Source organism: Prosthecobacter sp., assembly GCF_044226605.1.
In the GTDB taxonomy this organism is placed as follows: domain Bacteria; phylum Verrucomicrobiota; class Verrucomicrobiia; order Verrucomicrobiales; family Verrucomicrobiaceae; genus Prosthecobacter.
In genome coordinates this window covers 87,754-107,421 of sequence record NZ_JBGAGS010000001.1, presented here as the reverse complement: position 1 = coordinate 107,421, position 19,668 = coordinate 87,754, and the positions used below count along the sequence as shown (strand labels likewise).

Below are 19,668 nucleotides of genomic sequence, written 5' to 3'. Positions count from 1 at the left end.
AGCTGGGCGGAGAGTCAGTGGCTTCGCGCCAGACGAAAGCCTACGTAGGCCGCCGGCCGGTCCCCTGCCAGGCTGAAACGACTCGCGCAGCGTGCGTCGTCGGCTGTGTGTCGCCAGCTGCCGCCGCGGATGACGCAGGCTTTGCCCATGTCCGGACCATGCGGGTTGTTGGTCAGCTGTAGAGTGGCGCCATACTTGGGTTCATAAAAATCCCAGCACCACTCCGCCACGTTTCCGATCATGTCATAAAGGCCGAAACGGTTGGGCTGAAACGTGCCTGTACCTACGGTGTAGGGGGGGCTGCTGAGGGCGGCTGCGGACACTCCCGAGCGCCCGCTTTTGTCATACGGAATGGAGGGAGATCCGTGGTAGTTGGCCTGTTCCTGCGTGATCTCATTGCCCCACGGGAAACGCATGCCCTCCCGGCCGCCTCGGGCGGCGAACTCCCACTCCGCCTCGGTGGGCAGGCGATAGCCGTTGGCCTTCCAGTTGACCTGCTGGTTACCCACGTCTGCCATGCCGCTGCGAACCACGTTCTGCCGGCTGGCCTCGGCATAATAACACGGCGTGAGCCCTTCCATTTCACTCAGCGCATTGCACCATTTGACGGCATCGCCCCACTTCATGCCATAAGCGGGGTGTTTTAGCGCTTTGCCGGTGCCGGCGGGAATGTCCGGATAACCATGTTTCCTGCCCCACAGCATGACCCTGTCCCATAGCTCCAAGGTGACTTCGTACTTGGCGATCATGAACGCGGAAACGCTGACTTTGTGAGGCCGGGCATCTGTCATATGATCCAGCGTATCTCCCATCAAAAAAACCCCGCCTTTCAGAGACACCAGCTCCGTCTCGACCGGCTTGGAGGGTAACGGTGCAGGGATGGGAACTGGTGCTGGGGTGGAAACGGGTGCAGAAGTGGGACCAGATGCTGGGGCAGGAACAGGGGCAAAAGCGTGAACGGGTGCCGAAGCGGAAACCGGTGCAGGGGCGGTAACTGGAGCTGGGGCGGTAACTGGAGCTGGGGCAGGAACTGGAGCTGGGGCGGGAACGGGCGCAGAAGCGGAAATTGGTGTCGGGGCAGAAACCGGTGCAGGGGCGGGAGCTGCTGCCACGGCGGAAACGGGTGCAGCGGCGGGAACTGCCGCTGCAGCGGAAACTGGAGTTGGAGTAGCAGTTGGGATAGGAGCTGGCACCCGGGTAGGAGCATGTTCAACAGCCGTGGCTGGGGCAGGAGCAATACTCGTCACTTGCTGCGGCCCTCTGTTAATCCCAACCAGATAACCTATTGCCGCTGCTGCCACCAGGCTCGTTCCGAAAATCCAGGGCGGCAACGGTCGAGCCCGCCTGTTACGCATTGATGGCCGGGAGTGAAAAGGCCTTTCCCTTTCTTCCGTGGGTGCGACATCCCCAACCAATTTTTCTTCAATGCTGCACGAATCCTGCCGATGATGATCTGCCTCACCCGAGTCTTGGGTGGGTGTAGAGGCAGCTTCATCATCTGAAGTAAGCATGACGATGGACGAGTGCAGAAAGGATGGGAATGGCGGACCACTATTCATGGCCTGCGCCAGCTTCCCGTCAGTGGACTGAAACTAAGGCTGACAAGGCATGGCGCTTTGCATGAGAACTACGAGCGAAAAGTGCCATGGTTTTGCCGGCTTTGGAAGTCCATGCTCCAAGACAAGTTGTCTTATCACATTACTTCCGGCCCAGCGCACCAAGCACCTTTGCGACCGTATTCTCGACGCTGAGGCCATGCTTCTTGCGGAGAACGGAAGGAGTGCCGTGCTCGACGAACTGGTCAGGCCAGCCGATGCGAACCACCGGTGTTTGGATGCCCGCGTCGCTGAGTTGCTCGATGACGCCCGCGCCGAAGCCATTGCGGAGAACGTGGTCTTCCAGCGTGCAGACCACTTTCACCTTTTTGGCGTAAGAGGTGAAGCAGTCCATGTCGAGAGGCTTGATCCACCGAGGATTGATAAGGGCCACGGACAAGCCTTTGGCTTCGAGCTCTTTCTTCGCGGCCTCGGCCACCGGGAACATGTCGCCGAGCGCGATGAGGGCGACGTCGTTGCCGTCAGCGACGACTTCGGCCTTGCCAATCTCAAGGCGTACCGGTTTGCCTTTGGGCAGGATGCCGGGGCCGTTGCCACGGGGATAGCGGATGGCGATGGGGCCGCTCTCGTACTGGGCCATCGTCCAGAGCATGTCCACGAATTCATCCTCGTTGCGGGGCTGCATATGGACGATGCCGGGGATGCCGCGGAGGTAGGCGATGTCAAAGAGGCCGTGGTGCGTGGGGCCGTCGTCACCGCTGAGGCCGCCTCGGTCCATGCACAGGCGCACGGGGAGGTTTTGAATGGCCATGTCATGCACGATCATGTCAAACGCACGCTGCATGAAGGTGGAATAGATCGTCAGGAAGGGCTTCAGGCCACGGGTGGCAAGGCCGCAGGCAAAGAGGGCGGCGTGTTCTTCGGCGATGCCGACATCGAAGTAGCGTTCGGGGATTTCTTTTTTGAAGACGCTGAGGCCGGTGCCGCCGGGCATGGCACCGGTGATGGCTACGATCTTTTTGTCTTCCTTGGCGAAGTCGGTGACGCTGCGGGCGAAAACCTGGGAGTAGGTCGGCTTGTCGCTGGCGGGGGTTTCGCCAGTTTCGACGGTGTATTTGCCGAGGCCGTGGAATTTGCCCGGGTCGTTCAGGGCAGGGGTGTAGCCGCGGCCTTTTTCGGTGATGATGTGGAGGATCACCGGTTCATCCTGGGTTTTGAGGAACTCAAAAGTCTGGATGAGGAGGGGGATGTTGTGGCCGTCAATGGGGCCGTAGTAGCGGATGCCGAATTCGTCGAAGAGGGAGCTGCGGTTGGACGGGGTCTGGCTCTGGGGAAGGAGAATGTTCTTGGCGTGGTCCTCGACTTTTTTGGCGATGCGGCGCACGTCTTCGCCTAGCATGAACTCCAGAAGCTTGCCGGCCTTCTGGTGAAGGTTGGCGTAGGCCGGGCTGGTGGCGATGGTGTTGAAGTACTTGGCAATGGCGCCGACGTTGCGGTCGATGGACCACTCGTTGTCGTTGAGAACGCAGATCAGGCGCTTGGTGTGAGCAGCGACGTTGTTCATCGCTTCGAACACAGGGCCGCAGGTGAAGGCGGCGTCTCCGGCGACGCAGACGACATTCTCGTCTCCACCAGCAAGGTCGCGGCCGGTGGCCATGCCAAGGGCGGCGGAAAGGGCAGTGCCTGCATGGCCTGCGCCGTAGCAGTCGTGTTCACTTTCTGTGCGGAGGAGGAAACCGTTCAGACCGTCGTGCTGGCGGATGGTGTGGATGCGATCCCAGCGGCCGGTGAGCATCTTGTGGACATAGCCTTGATGAGCGACGTCGAAGACGAAGCGGTCCTTGGGGGTGTCAAAGACGCGATGCAGGGCGATGGTCAGCTCCACGACACCGAGATTGGGGCCGAGGTGCCCGCCGGTCTGGCTGAGGGTCTCGATGAGAGTCTTGCGGATTTTCTCGGCAAGAAGAGGCAGTTTCTCAAGCGGGAGGGCTTTGAGGTCGGCAGGGGAGTTGATGTCAGGCAGTTGGGTATCCACAGGTCTTAAAAAAGTCGGATTTCGCCACCTTCTGTCTCGGCGTTTTTACGGCGGCGGGCTGGAGGGCGGGGCTTGTCGGTGTCTTCGGCGCTGTCGTCGTTATCATCGCCATCGTCAAATGAAGTGAGCGAGGCTTTGCCACCTTCCAGATCGGCGCTGATAAGGTCCACGCGGCGGCGTGCGCCGTCAATTCGCTGACGGCAGAGCTTGAGTAGGCGGACGCCGTCCTCGTAGCTCGAAATCATTTCCTCCAGCGAAAGCTGGCCATCCTCCATCCCAGCGACGATCTCATCCAGACGCTGCATGGCGTCTTCGAAGGAAGGTTCATCAGACTGAGGGGAGGGTTTGCTCATGGGACAACAGGGGTGCCAATAAAGGCGGGGAAGGGCGGCCATTATCAGGGCTTCGCAGGTGGCCGCAAGCAGGAAAAGCCGGGTGTGGAAAGCTGCGCCAAGTGAGATTGACAACCTATGGAATAATTCAATAATTATTGAAATTATATTCAGGGCGACTAAGGTAAGTCTTAGTCCGTGAAGAAAACCGTACCCAGATTCAATCTCCTCGCTTGCCTCTTCGGAGCCTTGGTCTGCTCCCCAGACGCCGAAGCCTATTTGGGCGGATTTGAGGAGCAGGATGGCTACCGAATACCGCTCAACGGGCAGATTGCCTCGGGAGCATTTGCCGGAGATGCGCAGTTCTATTTCAGCAACAACCCGGTGGGTGGGTTCACGGGAGTAGTGCCGTGGGGTGCCTACCCCAATAACTTCAGCGATGGCACCAATGGACCAGACGTGACGCGTTACAACGCGGGGCAGTTTGGGACGAACAACGGCGGTCCGGGCGGGGCTGCGGCGGATATCGCAGACAATACCGGATTATGGCAGGCCTTGAGCGGAGGGCGGCTCAATGAAGACGCCAATGCGCCCTACTACTATGGGAGCCAGTTTGCGCGGGATTCGATCGTGGCCTACCGCAACACCATGCCGCACGGGGGATCGCAGACCTTGAACCTGCAGGCGTCGGATCAAAATTTGAGCTATCTCTACAGCCTGGATTCGCGCGATCTGGGCGGGATCGATCCTGCGAGCACGACGGCAGCGCTGATTCAGATGTCGTTTTGGGTGAAGCCTTCGGACTGGGATGATCCTGACACCGGCAACCTGTTTGGGCTGTCGCTGATGGATGCGGCGAACAAGCCGGTCTTTGAGGTTGGCTACACGGGAGACAACTGGCTGGAGTATCGCCTGAACGGCGGCGCGTGGCAGCTCACGCCGTATCAGATGGGCAGCGCCGGCTACTCAGAAATCACCGTGATGCTGAACACCGCTGACAACACAGCAGGTCTGGCGGTCAACGCGTACAATGACAACAGCTCGCTGCTTTCAGGCAACGTGGATGTCTTGACGAATCAGGGCCTTGGCGTGGCAAGCGGTGCATTGACTGGCCTGCAGTGGGATCTACGGGGTGGTTCGCTGGACAACGGCGCGGTAAGCTACATCCACAGTTTTGACGATTTTAACTTTGCGGTGACGCCGGTGCCGGAGCCGGGATGCCCGGTGCTTTTGCTGGTGGCGGCGGGACTTTGGTGCTGGCCGCGCAGGCGGCGGTGATCTTTTTGCGGGAGTGGCGGGGCATTCGGAGGACCGGGAGAAGTCAGGCTGCGCTTGGAGGACCAGGCGCCCTCCCTTCGGAACTGAAGCTCTATCTTCGTAGCTAGGCTCTGCCTTCAGAGCCGAAACTCCACCTGCGGAACCGGAGCTTGACCTGCGGGTCGAACGAAGTCTGACCCGGGGAACTGCAGGGCATAAAAAAACACCCGGTCTTGCGACCGGGTGTTCTCGTTGAAGAGATGATTCTGCGCGGGATTACGCGAAGATGTCGAGGACAGGCACGCCCTTGTCGCCGACCGTGAACGGACGGTTGGAGGGGGACATGACCACTTCGTCCACAGGAAGGCCCATGGCGTGGCCGATGGTGGCCTGGAAGTCCTGCGGTGTGCACTGCTTGTCAGCGACACGACGGCCTTCCTTGTCGGTGGCACCGTAGACGAAGCCGCCCTTGACGCCGCCGCCTGCGAAGACGGTGGAGTAAGCGAGAGGATAATGGTCACGACCATCGTTCTCGTTGATGTCAGGGGTGCGGCCGAACTCGGAGCCCATGACGATGAGCGTGGAGGAAAGCAGGCCGTGGCTTTCAAGGTCTTCGATCAGGGTGGCGAAGACATTGTCCATCGTGGCGGCGGTATTGCCGAGCGCCGTGTCGATGGTGTTGTGCATGTCCCAGCCGCCGGACTGAACTTCGACGAAGCGCACGCCGGCCTGGACCAGACGACGGGCAAGGAGGGCACCCTGGCCGAAGTTGTTGCGGCCATACTTGGCGCGAAGGTCGGCAGGCTCCTGGCTAAGATCGAAGGCCTTGAGGTCTTCGCTCTTCATGAGCTTGACGGTTTCGTCGTAGAACTCGGAGTAGGACTTCACATCGTCCGACTGGAACTTCTTGCGGAAGGAGGTGTCGAACTCGTCGGTCAGGGACAGACGCTTCTTGAACTGATCGTCAGAAGTGGTGGGCTTGATGTTCTGCAGGCCGGACTCCGGATTGGAGATCGGGATGGGGCTCATCGTGGTGGGGAAGAAGCCCGCGCCAGGGAAGGCATTGCCGCTGTTGACGACGACGCTGTCCGGGAGGGTTGGTCCCTTGATACGACCCAGGAAGTGGGAGGCCCAGGCGCCAATGCAAGGATGGACGATGGTGCCGCGAGGCTCATAGCCCGTCTTCATGACGTAGGTGCCCTGATCATGCACGCCCGTCTTGGAGCTCATGGAGCGGATGATGGAAAACTTGTTGGCCACCTTGGCCATCTTCACCATGGTGCCGCCGAGGCGGTCCATGTTGCCGGAACCCGAATTCGCCTTGATGGGATCAGTCGGGCCTTTGGTTGGGCCGTCCTTGGGATCCCAGGTGTCGATGTGAGTCATGCCGCCGCCCATCCAGAGGAAGATGACGTTCTTGGCCTTGCCGAAGCCGGGGGTGCCGGCGCCGGTGGTGGGAGCAGCAGCCAGATTCAAGGCTGGCATGACTGTCACGCCGAGAGCGGCCTGGGCGGTGCGCATCATGAAGTCACGACGAGCGATGGGGTTGAGCTTGTTAAGTTCGGATTTCATAGGTGTAAGTTAAGCGCGTTGTATTTAGTGGTTTGTTCTGTTTGAAATTACTGGATGAAGATGAACTCGCGGGTGTTGATGAGCGCCCATATCATGTTGGCGTAGCCGTCATCGCCACCGGAGAGCGCACGCTTGGCGATGTCCTTCTCCGCAAGCGTCGGGCGGCGGCTAAGGACGGAGACAAACAGAGCTTCCACTTTTTCAGGCGGAGATTTCACTTTTTCCATCGTGCGGAAGATGAGTGAATCGGAGCTGGTGAGCATCGCCTGCGCCTTGCCGTTCATCATCATGAGCACCTGGGGAACCGAGCCGGTCTTGACGCTGCCGTCGATGAGGGCGCGGGGGGACTGGCCGAAGTCGATGAGGAAGTGGCCGTTGGGGGCGGGCTGCTCCAAGGTGGACGCACGACGAAGGATCATGCCGTTGTAGGTGAGGGTGGCGTTTTCCATCATGTCGCCGCCGGACTTGGTTTCGGCCTTGCCTTTTCCTTTGGCCTTGGTGTCCATCATCATGTCGTCGCCACCAGCGTCAGCCAGGGTGCCGCCGTTGAGGGCGCGTTCCTTTTCAGCCATCTTGCGGAAGGCGTCATACTTCACGAGCACGGTCTGGGCGTCCAGCTTGGGGTTGCTCAGATCGAGGTCGATGGAGCGGCTGTAGAGGTCTTCCAGCGGCTTGGCATACTTGTCGGGGTCGCCGAGCACGAGGGTCATGTAGGAGTCCCAGGCCTGTTCAGCGCTCATGCGGCGAAGAAGAGGGCCCTGGAAGTAGTAGGGCTCGCCCATGGCGATCTTCTCGGAGGTGGCTTCGGACTGGTAGGCGCGGGTGTTGTAGAGGATGCGCATGAAAGCCTTGATGTCGAACTTCACGCGCTTCATTTCCTCAGCCAGGTGGATGAGGAGCTCCGGATTCACGGACTGCTTGGGATCGTCAATGTTGGTGACAGGCTCAGAGATGCCCTGGCCGAAGGCACGCTTCCACATGCGGTTGGCGATGGCCATGGCGAAGCGAGGATTGGAGGGGTCGGTGACCCAGTGAGCAAAGGCGGGGCGAAGCTCTTCAGCGGACTTCATCTTCTGCTTGTAAGCAGGAAGGTTTTTGTCGTTCTTGCTCCAGGTGATGAACTTGGGTTCAACCGGGTCGTTGGGCTTGGCGTCCGGATACTTGTAGTCATGCGGCAGCTTCATGCTGTTGGTGTCGGTGTCTCCGACGATGAAGCGGTTGGCGCCCATGTAGTTCTGGATGCCATTGCGGATGCGCTTGATGTCGCCGCCGCCTTTGGTGACCATTTCTTCGATCTTGGGCATCAGGTCCCGCATGGCGTTCATGGCGGTCATGCCAGAATCCTTGCTCTTGCGGTTTTCCTTGGCGCGCATGTTGGTGGTGGTGGCGCCGAAGAAGGAGGCCATTTCATAGAACTGGTGCTGGGTCCAGTCGGAGAAAGGATGGTCATGGCACTGAGCGCAGGCAACGTCTGTGCCAAGGAACACGGCGAGGGTGTTGGCCAGGTTGTCGAGAGGCATGCCGGCATCACGGAGGAGATAGCCTGCAGCGCCGTCCTGCCACATCTTGCCTTTGGCGGTCAGCATTTCAAAGACCATCTTGTCCCAGGTGGTGTTCTTCTCAATGGAGTGCTGCATCCAGTTGATGTAGGGGACGCCGCGGAGGTTGTCCTGTTCGAGGCGGTCCTTCACGCGGAGCATTTCCGCGAAGTAGTTGAAGGTGTTGCTGTTGTAGCCAGGGCTGTCGAGCAGCATGTCGATCAGCTTGGCGCGCTTGTTCGGATTGGAGTCCTGAATGAACTGCATGGCTTCCGCATAGTTTGGAATGCGGCCCACGATGTCGAGGTAAACACGGCGCACGAACTGCTCGTCGTTGGCCATGGGGTTGAAGCCGGTAATGGGCTTCTTGCCACCTTTGGCGCGCTCAGGATTGGCACGAACAAGGCCGTTGGCCACGAGCTTGTCGATGGCGGCGGAGGCCTGGGCCACCGTGGCATTGGCAAGCATCACCGGCTGGTCCGAAGGCTTCATGCTTTTCGCCAGCGCCTGATCCTCTGCCGACAGCTTGGTCAGCGGGAACTTGTGAGTGGCGCCGTCTGCGGTTTGCAGGATGATGTTCTCACCATCGAGGCCGATGAATGAGGCGGTGACTTGGCGGCCGGAGGTGTCCGTCCAGGTGCGGACTTCCGCCATGGCGGAAGACGCAACGAGTGCGGAAACAAGCAGGCTGCTGAGCAGTTTCGTGGTTTGTTTCATGGTGGTGTGGAATGAAAGGGGAAATACTTCCAGCGGCACAAACGCGCCGGATGGACCCTCAATTAGAGAAATTTGCTGTTTTTTTGCGGTTTCGGCAAGAGCAGAGGCGGTAAACACCCTATTTTGCGGAGGTGGAACGGGCCTTTTCCAAGGCCGCGGCCATGTTTTGGGCCTGAGATGGGTCGCTTTTGGCGAGGTTTTGGGTCTCCCCAAGGTCCTTGGAGAGGTCATAGAGCTGGGCGTCGGGGGCGTTGCCTGTCTCGCTGTTGGTGTTTTTGTTCCTGGCCATACCAGCATTGGCGGGGATGTACTTCCAGCTACCCTGCCGGAGGGCAACGGGTCCCCCCTGTTCGAGCAGCTCGCTCCGGCCAACCGGGTCTTCACCGAGCAAGGCGGAGAGGACATTCTGGCTGTCCGATGCCGTCCCCGGTGCGTTCTGGCCGGTCAATGCCGCAAAACTCGCGGGAAAGTCAACCTGGCAGACCAGGGCGGAACTCACGCCGGGCTTTACCCGTACGGGCCAGCGGACGATGAACGGAACGCGGGTGCCACCCTCAAAGGCGCTGTACTTGCCTCCGCGGAGGGGGCCGGCGGGCTTGTGTGCGCCAAGTTTGGCGACGGCGTCGTCCTGGTAGCCGTCATCCACCACGGGGCCGTTGTCACTGCTGAGGAGAACGAGGGTGTTCTCTGCGAGACCGAGGCGGTCAAGCGCCGTAAGGATGGTCCCCACGCTGTCATCGAACTGCAGTATGGCGTCTCCACGGGGACCCATGCCACTTTTACCCACGAAACGCGGGTGCGGCACGCGCGGCACGTGAGGATCGTGCGCGGCGAAATAGAGGAAGAAGGGGCCGCCCTTGCTCGCCTCAATGAACTTGACCGCCTGGGTGGTGAAGGTGTCCGCCATGTCTTCGTCCTTCCAGATGGCGGCTTTCCCACCTTTCATGTAGCCGATGCGGCTGACGCCGTTGATCAGCGCCATGTCATGGCCGTGGCTCGGGTGCACGCGCAGCAGTTCAGGATTGGCCTTGCCGGTGGGTTCGCCGGGAAAGGGCTGCTTGTAGCTGACCTGGATGGGATCCGAGGGATCCAGCCCGACGATGCGATGGTCTTGCACATATACACAGGGCACGCGGTCGCCGGTGGCGGCCATGATGAAGCAGTGGTCGAAACCGATCTCGGTCGGTCCGGGTTTGATCTCCTGATTCCAGTCCAGCTCCCCATCGCCGAGTCCGAGGTGCCATTTTCCTACCACGGCGGTCTGATAGCCAGCTCCTTTGAAAACGGAGGCCAGGGTAGCCCGGCCTGGGGGGATGATCATTTTGGCATCCCCTGGCAGGATTCCGGTGCCTTTCTGCCGGAAGGCGTACTCGCCGGTGAGCATGGCAAACCGGGACGGAGTGCAGGTCGCAGCTGAGCAGTGTCCATCCGTGAAGCGCAGGCCTGCGGCCGAGAGTTTGTCGATGTGAGGCGTCGAGATCGTTTTCGAGCCATAGCAGGAAACATCGCCGTAACCGAGGTCGTCGGCATAGAGCAGCACCACATTCGGTTTATCCGCGGCAAAGGCCGCGGTGGCCGCCAGAGTGAGGAAAAGCATCGATTTCATACCGCAGGATTATTTGAGGGCCTTGGCGATGAATGCGGCGATGTCCGTATGCATCTTCTCCATGTCCGGACGGTTGGTGTACATCATGTGGCCGGACTCGTATTCGGCGAACTCGATGTTGCCGCGCAGCTGCTCGGGCAGCTGCATCTGGCGGACGCTGAGGAGCATGTTGTCCGGTGGCGTCACCAAATCCCTCCAGCCGACCAGGGCCAGGACTCGGAGGTGGGGATTCTGGGTGATGGCGCTGGCGAGCTGGCCGCTGACGCTGGTGTAGCTGTTGCCCTTGCCGTGGTTCCAGTTTGGCAGCGGAGCCAGCACTTCATAGGGGAGGTCCTTTTCATAGTGCAGCTCTTCGCGGAGGTAGGCATTCATGGAGGCGGCGGCGATGCTGCCGACCACGCGCATGAAGGGCTCGATCTGCGGGTGATTCTGCGACTCGTCTCCGTCACTGCCGGTGACACGGGCATCGTAGGCGCCGAGCACGAGCTTTTCTTTGCGCAGCAGCATTTCGCGGAACAGGCCGCTGTCGATGCGCAGCTCATGCTGATCGATCAATGTGGGCTCAAGGCTGGTCAGGCGCGCCAGTTTTTTGATCACGGCATCGCGTTCGGCCTTGCTCAGGTCGCTGCCTTTGAGCAGGGCGCTGGCGTAGTCGCCAAAGGCGAAGGTGCGGGCTTCTGCCACGGCCTTTTTAAAGTCTGCCTGCAGATCTGGAGCCAGCTTCTTGTGGTAATGCGCCGTGGCGGTCATTGCGGGCAGGCCCACCAAGAAGGGCGTTTCGTTCAAAGGGCCTGGGACCAGCGTGGCATAGTCCAACAGGCCGGAAACGATGATGACGCCATTGAGGTACATGCGGTGGCGCTCCTGCAAATGCTGCGCCAGACCGCCGCCGCGAATACCACCGTAGCTTTCTCCGGCGACGAACTTGGGCGAGCGCCAGCGCTGCTCGCGGGTGACCCAGAGGCGCATGAACTCGCCGACACACTGAATGTCTTCGTGGACGCCAAGAAATTCGCTGACGTTTTTGGGATCTTCCGCACGGCTGAAGCCGGTGTTCACCGGATCGATGAAGACGAGGTCCGTCACATCTAGCAGGGAGAAGTCGTTGTTGACCAAGCCGCCGGGAGGCATGGGAGGGGTGAGGCCGTCGGCGGGGAGATCGACGCGCTTGGGGCCGAAGGCGCCGAGGTGCAGCCACACGGAACTGCTGCCTGGGCCGCCATTGAAGCAGAAGGTGACGGGGCGTGTGGTGGCGTCCTTCACATCCTTCATGGTGTAGGCGGTGTAGAAGACCTGAGCCGAAGGTTTGCCGTCCGGCTTGAGAATCGGCAGGGTGCCGGCCTTGGCCTCGTATGAGATTTCCTTCCCGCCGATGGTCACCTTGCCAGACGTGACGACGGGCTTGTCGCCATCGGGCTTCTTCTCGTCTTTCTTTTCTTCCTTTTTGTCGCCGTCTTTTTTCTCCGCAGGCGGGGCCTCGGGAGGCTTGGGCTTGGCTTCTTCGGCGGCTAGACAAACTGGCAACGCGAGAGCCAGCACGGAGGTGAAAAGGGTCGGTCGGATACGCATGGTAACCGGAACCATGGCACGCACGTCACATCTTGAGAATCAAATTCTCACGAATCCGGCGCGATCAGGCCTGCTTGCAGGCTTTGATGGTGTTGGCCATGAGCATGGCGATGGTCATGGGACCGACGCCGCCGGGGACGGGGGTGATGGCGCGGCATTTAGGCGCGACCTCATCAAAGGCGACATCGCCGACGAGCTTGTAGCCTTTTTCGCTGGAGAGATCGTCCACGCGGTTGATGCCCACATCGATGACGACGGCGCCCTCTTTCACATGCTCTGCCTTGATGAAATGGGGGCGGCCAATGGCGGCGATGATGATATCCGCCGTTTTAGTGATTGCGGCGAGATCCTTCGTCCGAGAATGCGTGACGGTCACGGTGGCGTCTCCGCCTTTGCCCTTGGCCATGAGAAGCAGGGCCATTGGCTTGCCGACGATCATGCTGCGGCCCACAACGACAGCATGCGCGCCGCTGGTTTCGATGTCGGCATCGATGAGCAGGCGCTGGCAGCCCAGAGGCGTGCAGGGGACGAAGCCGGTGGGATCTTCAAGGGCGAGCTTGGCGACGTTCACGGGATGGAAGCCGTCCACGTCCTTGGCGGGATCGATGGCACGCACGATGGCGGCTTCATCGATGTGCTTGGGCGGCGGGCTTTGCACGAGGATGCCGTGGATGGCAGGGTCGTTGTTCAAAGCATGCACGTGGGCGAGCAGCTCCTCCTGCGTGGTGGTGGCGGGGAGTTCGAGCTTCACGGAGTGCAGGCCGAGATCGCGGCACTTTTTGTCCTTGGAGCGAACGTAGGCGCGGGAGGCGGGATCGTCGCCAACGAGGACGACGGCGAGCCCAGGCTTGCGGCCCTGCGCGGCGAGTTCCGCGATGTCACGGCGGCATTCTTCGAGTACTTTTTCGGCGACGGCGGGTCCAGAGATGAGCTGCATCTTTTCTGGTGGTGCATGGGGGGCGGCGAGTCAACCGCCGAGGGGAAAAACCGTGCGCGGATTTTTCTGTAACCGCCGCGGTGAGGGCGGCATTCGGGTCAGTGTGCGGCGATAAGGCCGCGACTGACTCAAACCCAAAACACATCATGAAAAGCATCCTTATTCTCATCACTCTCGGTCTCAGCCTCGGCAGCGTGCAGGCGCGAGACTTTGGCCGCAGCTCCTCCTTCACCGGCAAACGTGGTACGGGCTCGCGTGCTGTGGCGGGAAACGTCACGCGTGGCGCAGCCAGCCGCACCGCCACCACCACGGGGGCCAAGGGTCGCACGGTGACTGACAGCCAGCAAGTGAACCGCACGGCCAACGGCCGCACCTCCACCGGAACCGCGACCGGCCCGAATGGAAAGACAGCGACGACCAGCGGCAGCGTGACGCACGCCGACGGCACCCGTACTGCGACGCGCAGCGCGACGGGAGCAAACGGTCAGACGAAGTCGGAAACGACGACGACTACCAGAAACAAATAACTTCTCGCTCCCTGACCTACTATGAAAACACTCACTTTGTCCCTCCTGGCCGTTTTTGGCCTGGCCGCGGCGGTGCCTGCGATGGCATTTGGCCGCAGTTTTGACATCGGGGAGGGTATCATCCCTGATCAAACCCGCTCCTCCATCCGTGATATTGTGCGCACGGCGGCGCGGCACTTTTTGAACTTCCGCAAGCAGACCCCGCTGAGCGATGAGCAGAAGACGGCGCTCAGCAAAATCCTCGCAGAGCATCGTGAAGAAATCCGTGCTCAGATCACTGAGGGCCGTGACGCCCGCCGTGCGATGGAGAAGGCGGTGAAAGAAAATGGGAGCACTAAGGCCGCGGCGGACAAAATCGGCGATGCGGCACGTGATCGCGCACTGCTGATGGCGCGCATCGCCAAGCAGATGCGGCCGCTGCTGACGCCGGAGCAGCAGAAACAGCTGGAGGAGGCGCACAGCGAAATCGAAAGCTTGGTGGACAGTGCGCTTGCTTCGGCGTTGCGCTGACTGTGACTGATCCCACGGCAACGAGGCGTGCTCCGCCTCGTTGCCATTCTGTGTTTTGGAACTATCTGCATCACCTGCCGTGACCGCCGCCACCCAAACTGAAAGGCCTGTGGACGATGACCTCGTCCTGGTGCAGGCGGCGCAGGCGGGAGATCTGGATGCCTTTGATCAAATCATCACACGCCATCAGTCCACCATGACCGCCATGCTGCATCGCTTCGCCACCAATCGTGCCGACCTAGAGGACATGGTGCAGGAGACGTTTGTGCGTGCGTGGCGGGCGCTGCCGCAGTGGCGACCGGACCGGCCGTTTCTGCACTGGCTGAAGCGCATCGCGGCGAACATCGGGCTGGAGTTTTGCCGCAGGCATCAGCGCTCGCCCTTTTCGCGGTTGGTGCAGCCGACGGAGGAATCGCATCCGCTGGATCACATCGCCAGCGAGGAAAGCGCCACCGCGAATGACTCGCTGGCAGGGGCACAGTTCATTCTTTCCCACCTGCCGCCGGATGACCGGGCGCTGCTGACGCTGCTGCACCTGGAGCAGATGCCGCTGGATGAAATCGCGGCGCATTTTGGCTGGAGCAAAGTCAAAGCGAAGGTGAAAGCCTTCCGCGCAAGGCAGCGACTTAAAACCATTCTTACACGCCATGGATACACCCTCACCTAAACCCAAGTCCTGGGAGCAGCTCGCGCAGCAGGCACGCTCGGCAGGTGCGCCGGCGGACATCGACATGCGTGCGGCGGTCCGCGCGGAGATCAGCTCGCCGAAGACGCAGGTGCCAGCGGCTTCATTGCTGGATGATGTGCTCAGCCTATGCCGCTCCGGCTGGCTGCGCACCGGCTTTGCGGTGCTCGCTTTGATGGCAGCGCTGGCCTGCCGCGAAAGCTTTGAGGCCGTGAATGAACTGAGCTGGATCTGGCAGATTCAGGGGCCGGTACTCGCTGACATTTGACACCTCATGAGCACTTCATCTCCCACGACATCGCGCTGGAAAGCCGTTCTACTGCTGCTGCTGGTCTTCGTCCTTGGCGCTGGCTGCGGCATCGGCGGCGGGCTTCTGGTTGTGCGCCGCATCGCGCAGCATGCCATCGCGCATCCGAATGAAGATCATGCGCCGATGGACCGGGTGGTGAGCAAGATCGAAGCGCTGATGGTGGCGGAGCTGGATCTCACTGAAACCGAGCGCCGAGCGGTGCATGGGGAGCTGCAGCAAACAGCGGCGGAGTTTAAAACGCTGCGCCATGAAATGTGGCAGAAGGCCGGGGCGAATGTGGATGATTCCCTGGACCGGCTTTGCAAGCACCTGCCCGCTGAGAAGCAGGCGATGCTGCGCAAGAAAGCCGCCGAGCGCCTGGGGCCGTGGGGGCTGATGAAGGAGAAGCCGTGACTACTTTTTAACCGTGCCACCTTTGGCGAAAAGCCAGGCGTGCATCTCTTCCTCCTCAAACACCTTGCCGACGATGCCGTGGCCGCCGGTGGGGTATTCGGTGTATTTGCATTCCTTGTCGCGCTTCAGGGCCTCAGCGAGAGCGCGGGAGTAATCGACCTTCACATTGGAGTCATCGGCGGCGTGGAACAGCCAGAGGGGCACCTTTTTAAAGGTGTCCGCTGTTTCAGGGCCGGTGCAGCCTGCCACGGCGACGCCAGCGGCGAAGAGGCGTGGCTCGGCGTTGATGAGGTGGCAGGTGCCGAAGCCGCCCATGGAATAGCCGACGCAATAGACGCGGTCCTTGTCGATGGGCAGGGACTTCATCAGTTCTTTGACCATGGCGACGGCTTCCGTCCCCGGTTTGGCGCTCCAGCCTGAGCCGGTGATGCCGAAGGGCTGATAACACAGCGGTGCCACGATGATGCAGGGGTTTTTGGCGTAGTGGGCTTCCGTGGTGAAGCTTTTGGTCCAGCCGCCGACCTGCTTGCCATTTTCGTCATTGGGGCTTTTGCCATGCAGGACGAGGACGAGCGGGTACTTCTTGGAGGCATCGAGTTCTTTTGCTCCGTAGAGCGCGAAGGGCAGGTCTTTGAATTTGGACAAAGCCCAGTCTCCGGTGAACAGCGGGGCAAACGGGCCTTCAATGGGCTTGCCGGCTCCCGCAGGCTTGCCGGCCTGCTCCTTCACCCAAGCCTGATCAGCTGCTGAGAGCCGGGAGAGCGGAATGCGGGTGTCTCTTCCCGCTATTTTCACCGTTACATCCGCGGCGGTGGCGGAGACATAGTCGCCCTGGATTTTCCGCCCGTCGGAGGACGTCCATTCGCGGGCCTGGAGGGGAAGGGTGGCGAGCAGCAGGAGGGAGAAAAGAAGCGAGCGAGGCATGGTTGGGTAGGATTCGGAATGATCAACGTCGGATCACGTAGAATCATTGGACTTCTTACCTAACAAGTTACGCCAAAGTTTTAAGCCGCCATCAGCTTCTGCCTGCCGCCTTCGGCCAGCATGGCGGCGAGCTCGGGCATGTAGCGGGTGATTTCGTGTGAGAGCATCGAGAGGCGCGTTTCGGACTTCCAGTTGCCTTTTTTGCTGCGGTCGGTGTCGGTCATTTCGACTTCGACGAGGGTGGAGAAGACGGTGGAATCAGCCTGAAGATCGTGTTGCAGTGTCATGAGGAGAGGGAAGGTTGATCCGGCGTCAGAAGAACGAGTTCGCCGTTCTTGAGAGTCCATTTGCGTCTGTCCAAAGCCCCCGAGTTCAACATGGCATCAATCCCATTGCTCAGAAGCATCCTCGCCGCCTCGGCGGGGCTGCTGCCAAACGTGCCCTTCAAGGTCATGTCTTCGAGGTACTGCTTGATCTGCGGGGTGATCGCGATCGTCAGCGAGAGTGAATCGAAGGTGTTTGAAGGGCGGGCCATCCAATAATAACCGGGTAATAACCCCATTTTAATTCCAACCTGACCCGATGGTCAAGGTTGGTTTCGATTTATTTGGGGTTTTAACCCCATTAAAACCGCTGTTTTATTTAAGGTTTATTAAGCATCTGGTGGTTATGCGATGAAAAGAGGCGGCGAGCGGCGTTCAAAGCCGCCCAACTTATGAAAAAACTCCTCTCCATTTCCCTGTCCGTTGCCCTTCTGGGTGCTGCTCTGTTGAACCTGAATGCTCAAACGCAGGGGGAAGATGGCTGGCAGAAGTGGTTCGCGGATGGTTCGCTGCAAGGCGGGCAGGTCATCAGCGGCAAAGCCACCTACAAAGTCGAAAACGGAGTGCTCACCGGCACGACGACCGAGGGCAGTCCGAACACCTTCCTGGCCATTGGGCCCTTCAAGGATTTCGAGCTCGAGTTTGAGGTGAATGTGGATGACGCGCTCAATTCGGGCGTGCAGGTGAGAAGCCACATCGCCAAAGAGGGCGATCCGGTGCCTGAAGGCGCCAAGGGCAAGCTGCCAGCGGGTCGCCTGTATGGACCGCAGTGCGAGATCTCGATCGATGGCTCGGCGGGTAATTTTTACGACGAGGCACGTCGCGGTACCTGGTGGAGCATTTTAACGAATACGAATGCCGTGCGCACGGATGCGGCGAAGGCTGCCTTTAAAAAGGGCGAGTGGAACCACTACCGCATCGTGGTGAAGGGAGATCACTACCAGAGCTTTATCAACAGCGTGCCGACAGCTGACTTCACGCAGCCCAATGACCCGGAAGGCTACATCGGCTTCCAGGTGCACGGCATCAAGGCCGGCACCGGCCCTTACAGCGTGCGCTGGCGCAATGTGAAGTTCCGCGAGACGAAGTAAGCGGCCAGCAACAGCAGGCCGCCTGCTACGGCGGCCACCATCCAGCTGCGCCACCATGGCGGGAGCTGGATGGGAATGGGGCGGGAACGGTCTCCTGCCAGCAGGAGCATCCACCGGGGCGGGGCTTCAGGGTGCGTGGCGTCCTGGGTCCAGAGCAGCACGTCGTGGAGTTTGCCCTTTTGCATTTCAAAGACGATCTCCGGCTCTGAGCTGCGCCAGCGCCAGGCGGAAGTGATCAGGGAATGGTCTCCGCCCTCAATATCCGAGGGGAGATAGGAGGCTGGGGCGTATTCGGCCCAGTTCTGGTGCTGGGAAATCTTCGCCGTTCCCAGGGAATTCAAGGGCGTGAGAGAATCGCGCTGGCGCAGGCGGATGGGATCGGCCAGGGCCTCGAGAGCGGCGGATTCGTCCGCCATCATGGGATTGCCGCCGTAGTCGGCGGTGATTTCGAGGAGGACTTCGGCGTCGGGAAGGAGAGTGAGCTTGGCGCTCAAAAATTCTGTGCCATGCCCCAAAGCACACAGGGGGGCCAGAACGGCTCCCCCTGCGGCGAGAATGAGGATGATGGATCGCGCGAGGCGCATCATTATTTCTTCACGTTCCACTTCAGCACGCGGCCCCACTTGTTCCACTCGGTTTCGAGGATGTTGCCGTCGTTGTCGAAGGTGATGCCATGCGGGCTGGTCACCACGCCCTGCTTCCAGTCTTTGGGAGCGATGCCGGGGGTGTTGGTCGGATCAGGGCTGGTGCCAAGGTCGGCCACGCGCTTGTTGGCCTTGTCCCAGACGCTGACGTTGCCGGCGATTTCAGCCACGCACATCAGGTCGCCATGGAAGCTGGCGGAGCTGGGGTTGCGCATTTCGGTGGCGATCTCTCCGATGAAATTGCCAGCCAGATCGGTGTGCAGCATGCGCTTGTGGCCGCGGTCGCAGATCATCACGCGGGCGGGCTGGAAGCGGGTGTCGATGAAGATCTTGTGGGCGTTGGCGAGGGCGAGGGGTTTATCGGGGCCGCCGAAGACGCTCTTGAACTTGCCATCGGCGCTGAAGACGAAGATGAAGCTGCGGCCGTAGCCATCGACGACGTAGATGTCGCCGTTGGGAGCCACATCGCAGTTGGTCAGGCGGAGACCGCCGCCGGCGGAGACGCCCTTTTCCTTGGCGATTTTTTTCTCGGTGCCATCGGCCTGCTTCACGGTGATTTCGGTTTTGGAATCCGCGACCTTCACGCCGGCGGCAAGAGTGGTCTTCTTTTTCGGATCCGCTTCATCGCTCTTGCTCACGGTGACGAAATCGCGCTGCTCGGCCGGGAAGGCGCTGGTGGGGATTTCCATGACCACGGTGCCATCGAGCTTGCATTTGATCACGCGGGCTTCATTCAGCACTGCTGCGTAGATGTGCTCTTCATTGCCGAGCTTGCGGATCACAAAGCCGTGAAGGGAAGGGGGCAGAGGGAGGGTTTTGATGAACTTGCCATCCTTGCCATACACCTGCAGGCCTGCGAGCGCGGGGTCCTTGTCCTGCACGCTGACGTAAATGTTACCGGCGGAGTCCACCGCGATTTCGCCATGACCGTCGCCGATTGTTTCCTTGCCGGCAGGAGGAGTGATGAAGTTTGGGACGAATTCATAGGACACTTCGGCGGCAGCGGTGCCGGCCAGGGCCATGACGGACAGGAGGGAGAGAATGCGGTTGCTCATCAGGCGGATTCAAACGAAGCCGGGCGGCAGCGTCAATCGTACAACCGCGATTTTGCTGGATGATCCTGTCATACGGCAGGAAACTTC

At 60.4% G+C, this 19,668-nt stretch carries 20 protein-coding genes; 7 read left to right on the top strand and 13 right to left on the bottom strand.

What is annotated here, in order from left to right; genetic code table 11:
* Positions 1–14: 14 nt before the first annotated feature.
* The 3 genes from ACILSO_RS00355 to xseB all read right to left on the bottom strand — a co-directional run bounded on the left by ACILSO_RS00355 (position 15) and on the right by xseB (position 3,944).
* The gene (locus ACILSO_RS00355) at positions 15–1,355 is read right to left on the bottom strand and encodes an SUMF1/EgtB/PvdO family nonheme iron enzyme (RefSeq protein WP_395735710.1); all 1,341 of its coding nucleotides are present in this window, start codon (positions 1,353–1,355) and stop codon (positions 15–17) included.
* A gap of 343 nt (positions 1,356–1,698) precedes the next feature.
* Complete coding sequence (gene dxs / locus ACILSO_RS00350) at positions 1,699–3,591, bottom strand: 1-deoxy-D-xylulose-5-phosphate synthase (RefSeq protein ID WP_395735371.1); 1,893 nt, start codon at positions 3,589–3,591, stop codon at positions 1,699–1,701.
* A 5-nt stretch (positions 3,592–3,596) separates the two neighbouring features.
* Positions 3,597–3,944 carry an exodeoxyribonuclease VII small subunit gene (xseB, locus tag ACILSO_RS00345; protein ID WP_395735370.1) on the bottom strand — a complete coding sequence of 116 codons (348 nt, stop codon included), beginning with the start codon at positions 3,942–3,944 and terminating at the stop codon, positions 3,597–3,599.
* Positions 3,945–4,121: 177 nt separating this feature from the next.
* Between xseB and ACILSO_RS00340 the strand changes: the two genes are divergently transcribed.
* Complete coding sequence (locus tag ACILSO_RS00340) at positions 4,122–5,201, top strand: hypothetical protein (protein ID WP_395735369.1); 1,080 nt, start codon at positions 4,122–4,124, stop codon at positions 5,199–5,201.
* A 255-nt stretch (positions 5,202–5,456) separates the two neighbouring features.
* Here ACILSO_RS00340 and ACILSO_RS00335 read toward each other — a convergent pair whose 3' ends face one another.
* From ACILSO_RS00335 to folD, 5 genes are all read right to left on the bottom strand, one after another.
* A complete protein-coding gene (locus ACILSO_RS00335) occupies positions 5,457–6,752 on the bottom strand; it encodes a DUF1501 domain-containing protein (RefSeq protein WP_395735368.1) in 1,296 nt (431 codons plus the stop codon).
* A 47-nt stretch (positions 6,753–6,799) separates the two neighbouring features.
* Positions 6,800–9,007, bottom strand: coding sequence for a DUF1549 domain-containing protein (locus ACILSO_RS00330; RefSeq protein ID WP_395735367.1), 2,208 nt, complete (start codon positions 9,005–9,007; stop codon positions 6,800–6,802).
* A gap of 118 nt (positions 9,008–9,125) precedes the next feature.
* The gene (locus ACILSO_RS00325) at positions 9,126–10,613 is read right to left on the bottom strand and encodes an arylsulfatase (protein WP_395735366.1); all 1,488 of its coding nucleotides are present in this window, start codon (positions 10,611–10,613) and stop codon (positions 9,126–9,128) included.
* A 9-nt stretch (positions 10,614–10,622) separates the two neighbouring features.
* Entirely contained in the window at positions 10,623–12,182 is a 1,560-nt protein-coding gene (locus tag ACILSO_RS00320) for a S10 family peptidase (protein WP_395735365.1), read from the bottom strand.
* Positions 12,183–12,246: 64 nt separating this feature from the next.
* Positions 12,247–13,119: a bifunctional methylenetetrahydrofolate dehydrogenase/methenyltetrahydrofolate cyclohydrolase FolD gene (gene folD / locus ACILSO_RS00315; RefSeq protein WP_395735364.1), complete on the bottom strand. Its 873-nt coding sequence runs from the start codon at positions 13,117–13,119 to the stop codon at positions 12,247–12,249.
* 146 nt (positions 13,120–13,265) lie between these two features.
* On the opposite strand from folD, the gene ACILSO_RS00310 reads away from it, so the two are divergent.
* From ACILSO_RS00310 to ACILSO_RS00290, 5 genes are all read left to right on the top strand, one after another.
* Entirely contained in the window at positions 13,266–13,646 is a 381-nt protein-coding gene (locus ACILSO_RS00310) for a hypothetical protein (RefSeq protein WP_395735363.1), read from the top strand.
* 21 nt (positions 13,647–13,667) lie between these two features.
* Positions 13,668–14,156, top strand: coding sequence for a Spy/CpxP family protein refolding chaperone (locus ACILSO_RS00305; protein ID WP_395735362.1), 489 nt, complete (start codon positions 13,668–13,670; stop codon positions 14,154–14,156).
* Positions 14,157–14,235: 79 nt separating this feature from the next.
* Positions 14,236–14,823, top strand: a complete 588-nt coding sequence (locus ACILSO_RS00300; RefSeq protein ID WP_395735361.1) for an RNA polymerase sigma factor — start codon at positions 14,236–14,238, stop codon at positions 14,821–14,823.
* Entirely contained in the window at positions 14,804–15,109 is a 306-nt protein-coding gene (locus tag ACILSO_RS00295; RefSeq protein WP_395735360.1) for a hypothetical protein, read from the top strand. Before ACILSO_RS00300 ends, ACILSO_RS00295 begins: the two co-directional genes overlap by 20 nt.
* 6 nt (positions 15,110–15,115) lie before the next feature.
* Entirely contained in the window at positions 15,116–15,544 is a 429-nt protein-coding gene (locus ACILSO_RS00290; protein ID WP_395735359.1) for a hypothetical protein, read from the top strand.
* Here ACILSO_RS00290 and ACILSO_RS00285 read toward each other — a convergent pair whose 3' ends face one another.
* The 3 genes from ACILSO_RS00285 to ACILSO_RS00275 form a co-directional block, all read right to left on the bottom strand.
* Complete coding sequence (locus tag ACILSO_RS00285) at positions 15,545–16,468, bottom strand: prolyl oligopeptidase family serine peptidase (RefSeq protein WP_395735358.1); 924 nt, start codon at positions 16,466–16,468, stop codon at positions 15,545–15,547.
* 80 nt (positions 16,469–16,548) lie between these two features.
* The gene (locus ACILSO_RS00280; protein ID WP_395735357.1) at positions 16,549–16,755 is read right to left on the bottom strand and encodes a hypothetical protein; all 207 of its coding nucleotides are present in this window, start codon (positions 16,753–16,755) and stop codon (positions 16,549–16,551) included.
* On the bottom strand, positions 16,752–17,003 hold the full coding sequence (locus ACILSO_RS00275) for a hypothetical protein (protein ID WP_395735356.1): 252 nt from the start codon (positions 17,001–17,003) through the stop codon (positions 16,752–16,754). The genes ACILSO_RS00280 and ACILSO_RS00275 overlap by 4 nt, the downstream gene beginning before the upstream one ends.
* Before the next feature lie 180 nt (positions 17,004–17,183).
* Between ACILSO_RS00275 and ACILSO_RS00270 the strand changes: the two genes are divergently transcribed.
* Positions 17,184–17,882, top strand: coding sequence for a DUF1080 domain-containing protein (locus ACILSO_RS00270; RefSeq protein WP_395735355.1), 699 nt, complete (start codon positions 17,184–17,186; stop codon positions 17,880–17,882).
* Here the strand turns inward: ACILSO_RS00270 and ACILSO_RS00265 are convergent.
* Complete coding sequence (locus ACILSO_RS00265) at positions 17,837–18,469, bottom strand: hypothetical protein (protein WP_395735354.1); 633 nt, start codon at positions 18,467–18,469, stop codon at positions 17,837–17,839. The two genes, ACILSO_RS00270 and ACILSO_RS00265, sit on opposite strands and share 46 nt — an antisense overlap.
* A complete protein-coding gene (locus ACILSO_RS00260; RefSeq protein ID WP_395735353.1) occupies positions 18,469–19,581 on the bottom strand; it encodes a hypothetical protein in 1,113 nt (370 codons plus the stop codon). Before ACILSO_RS00260 ends, ACILSO_RS00265 begins: the two co-directional genes overlap by 1 nt.
* Positions 19,582–19,668 lie beyond the last annotated feature (87 nt).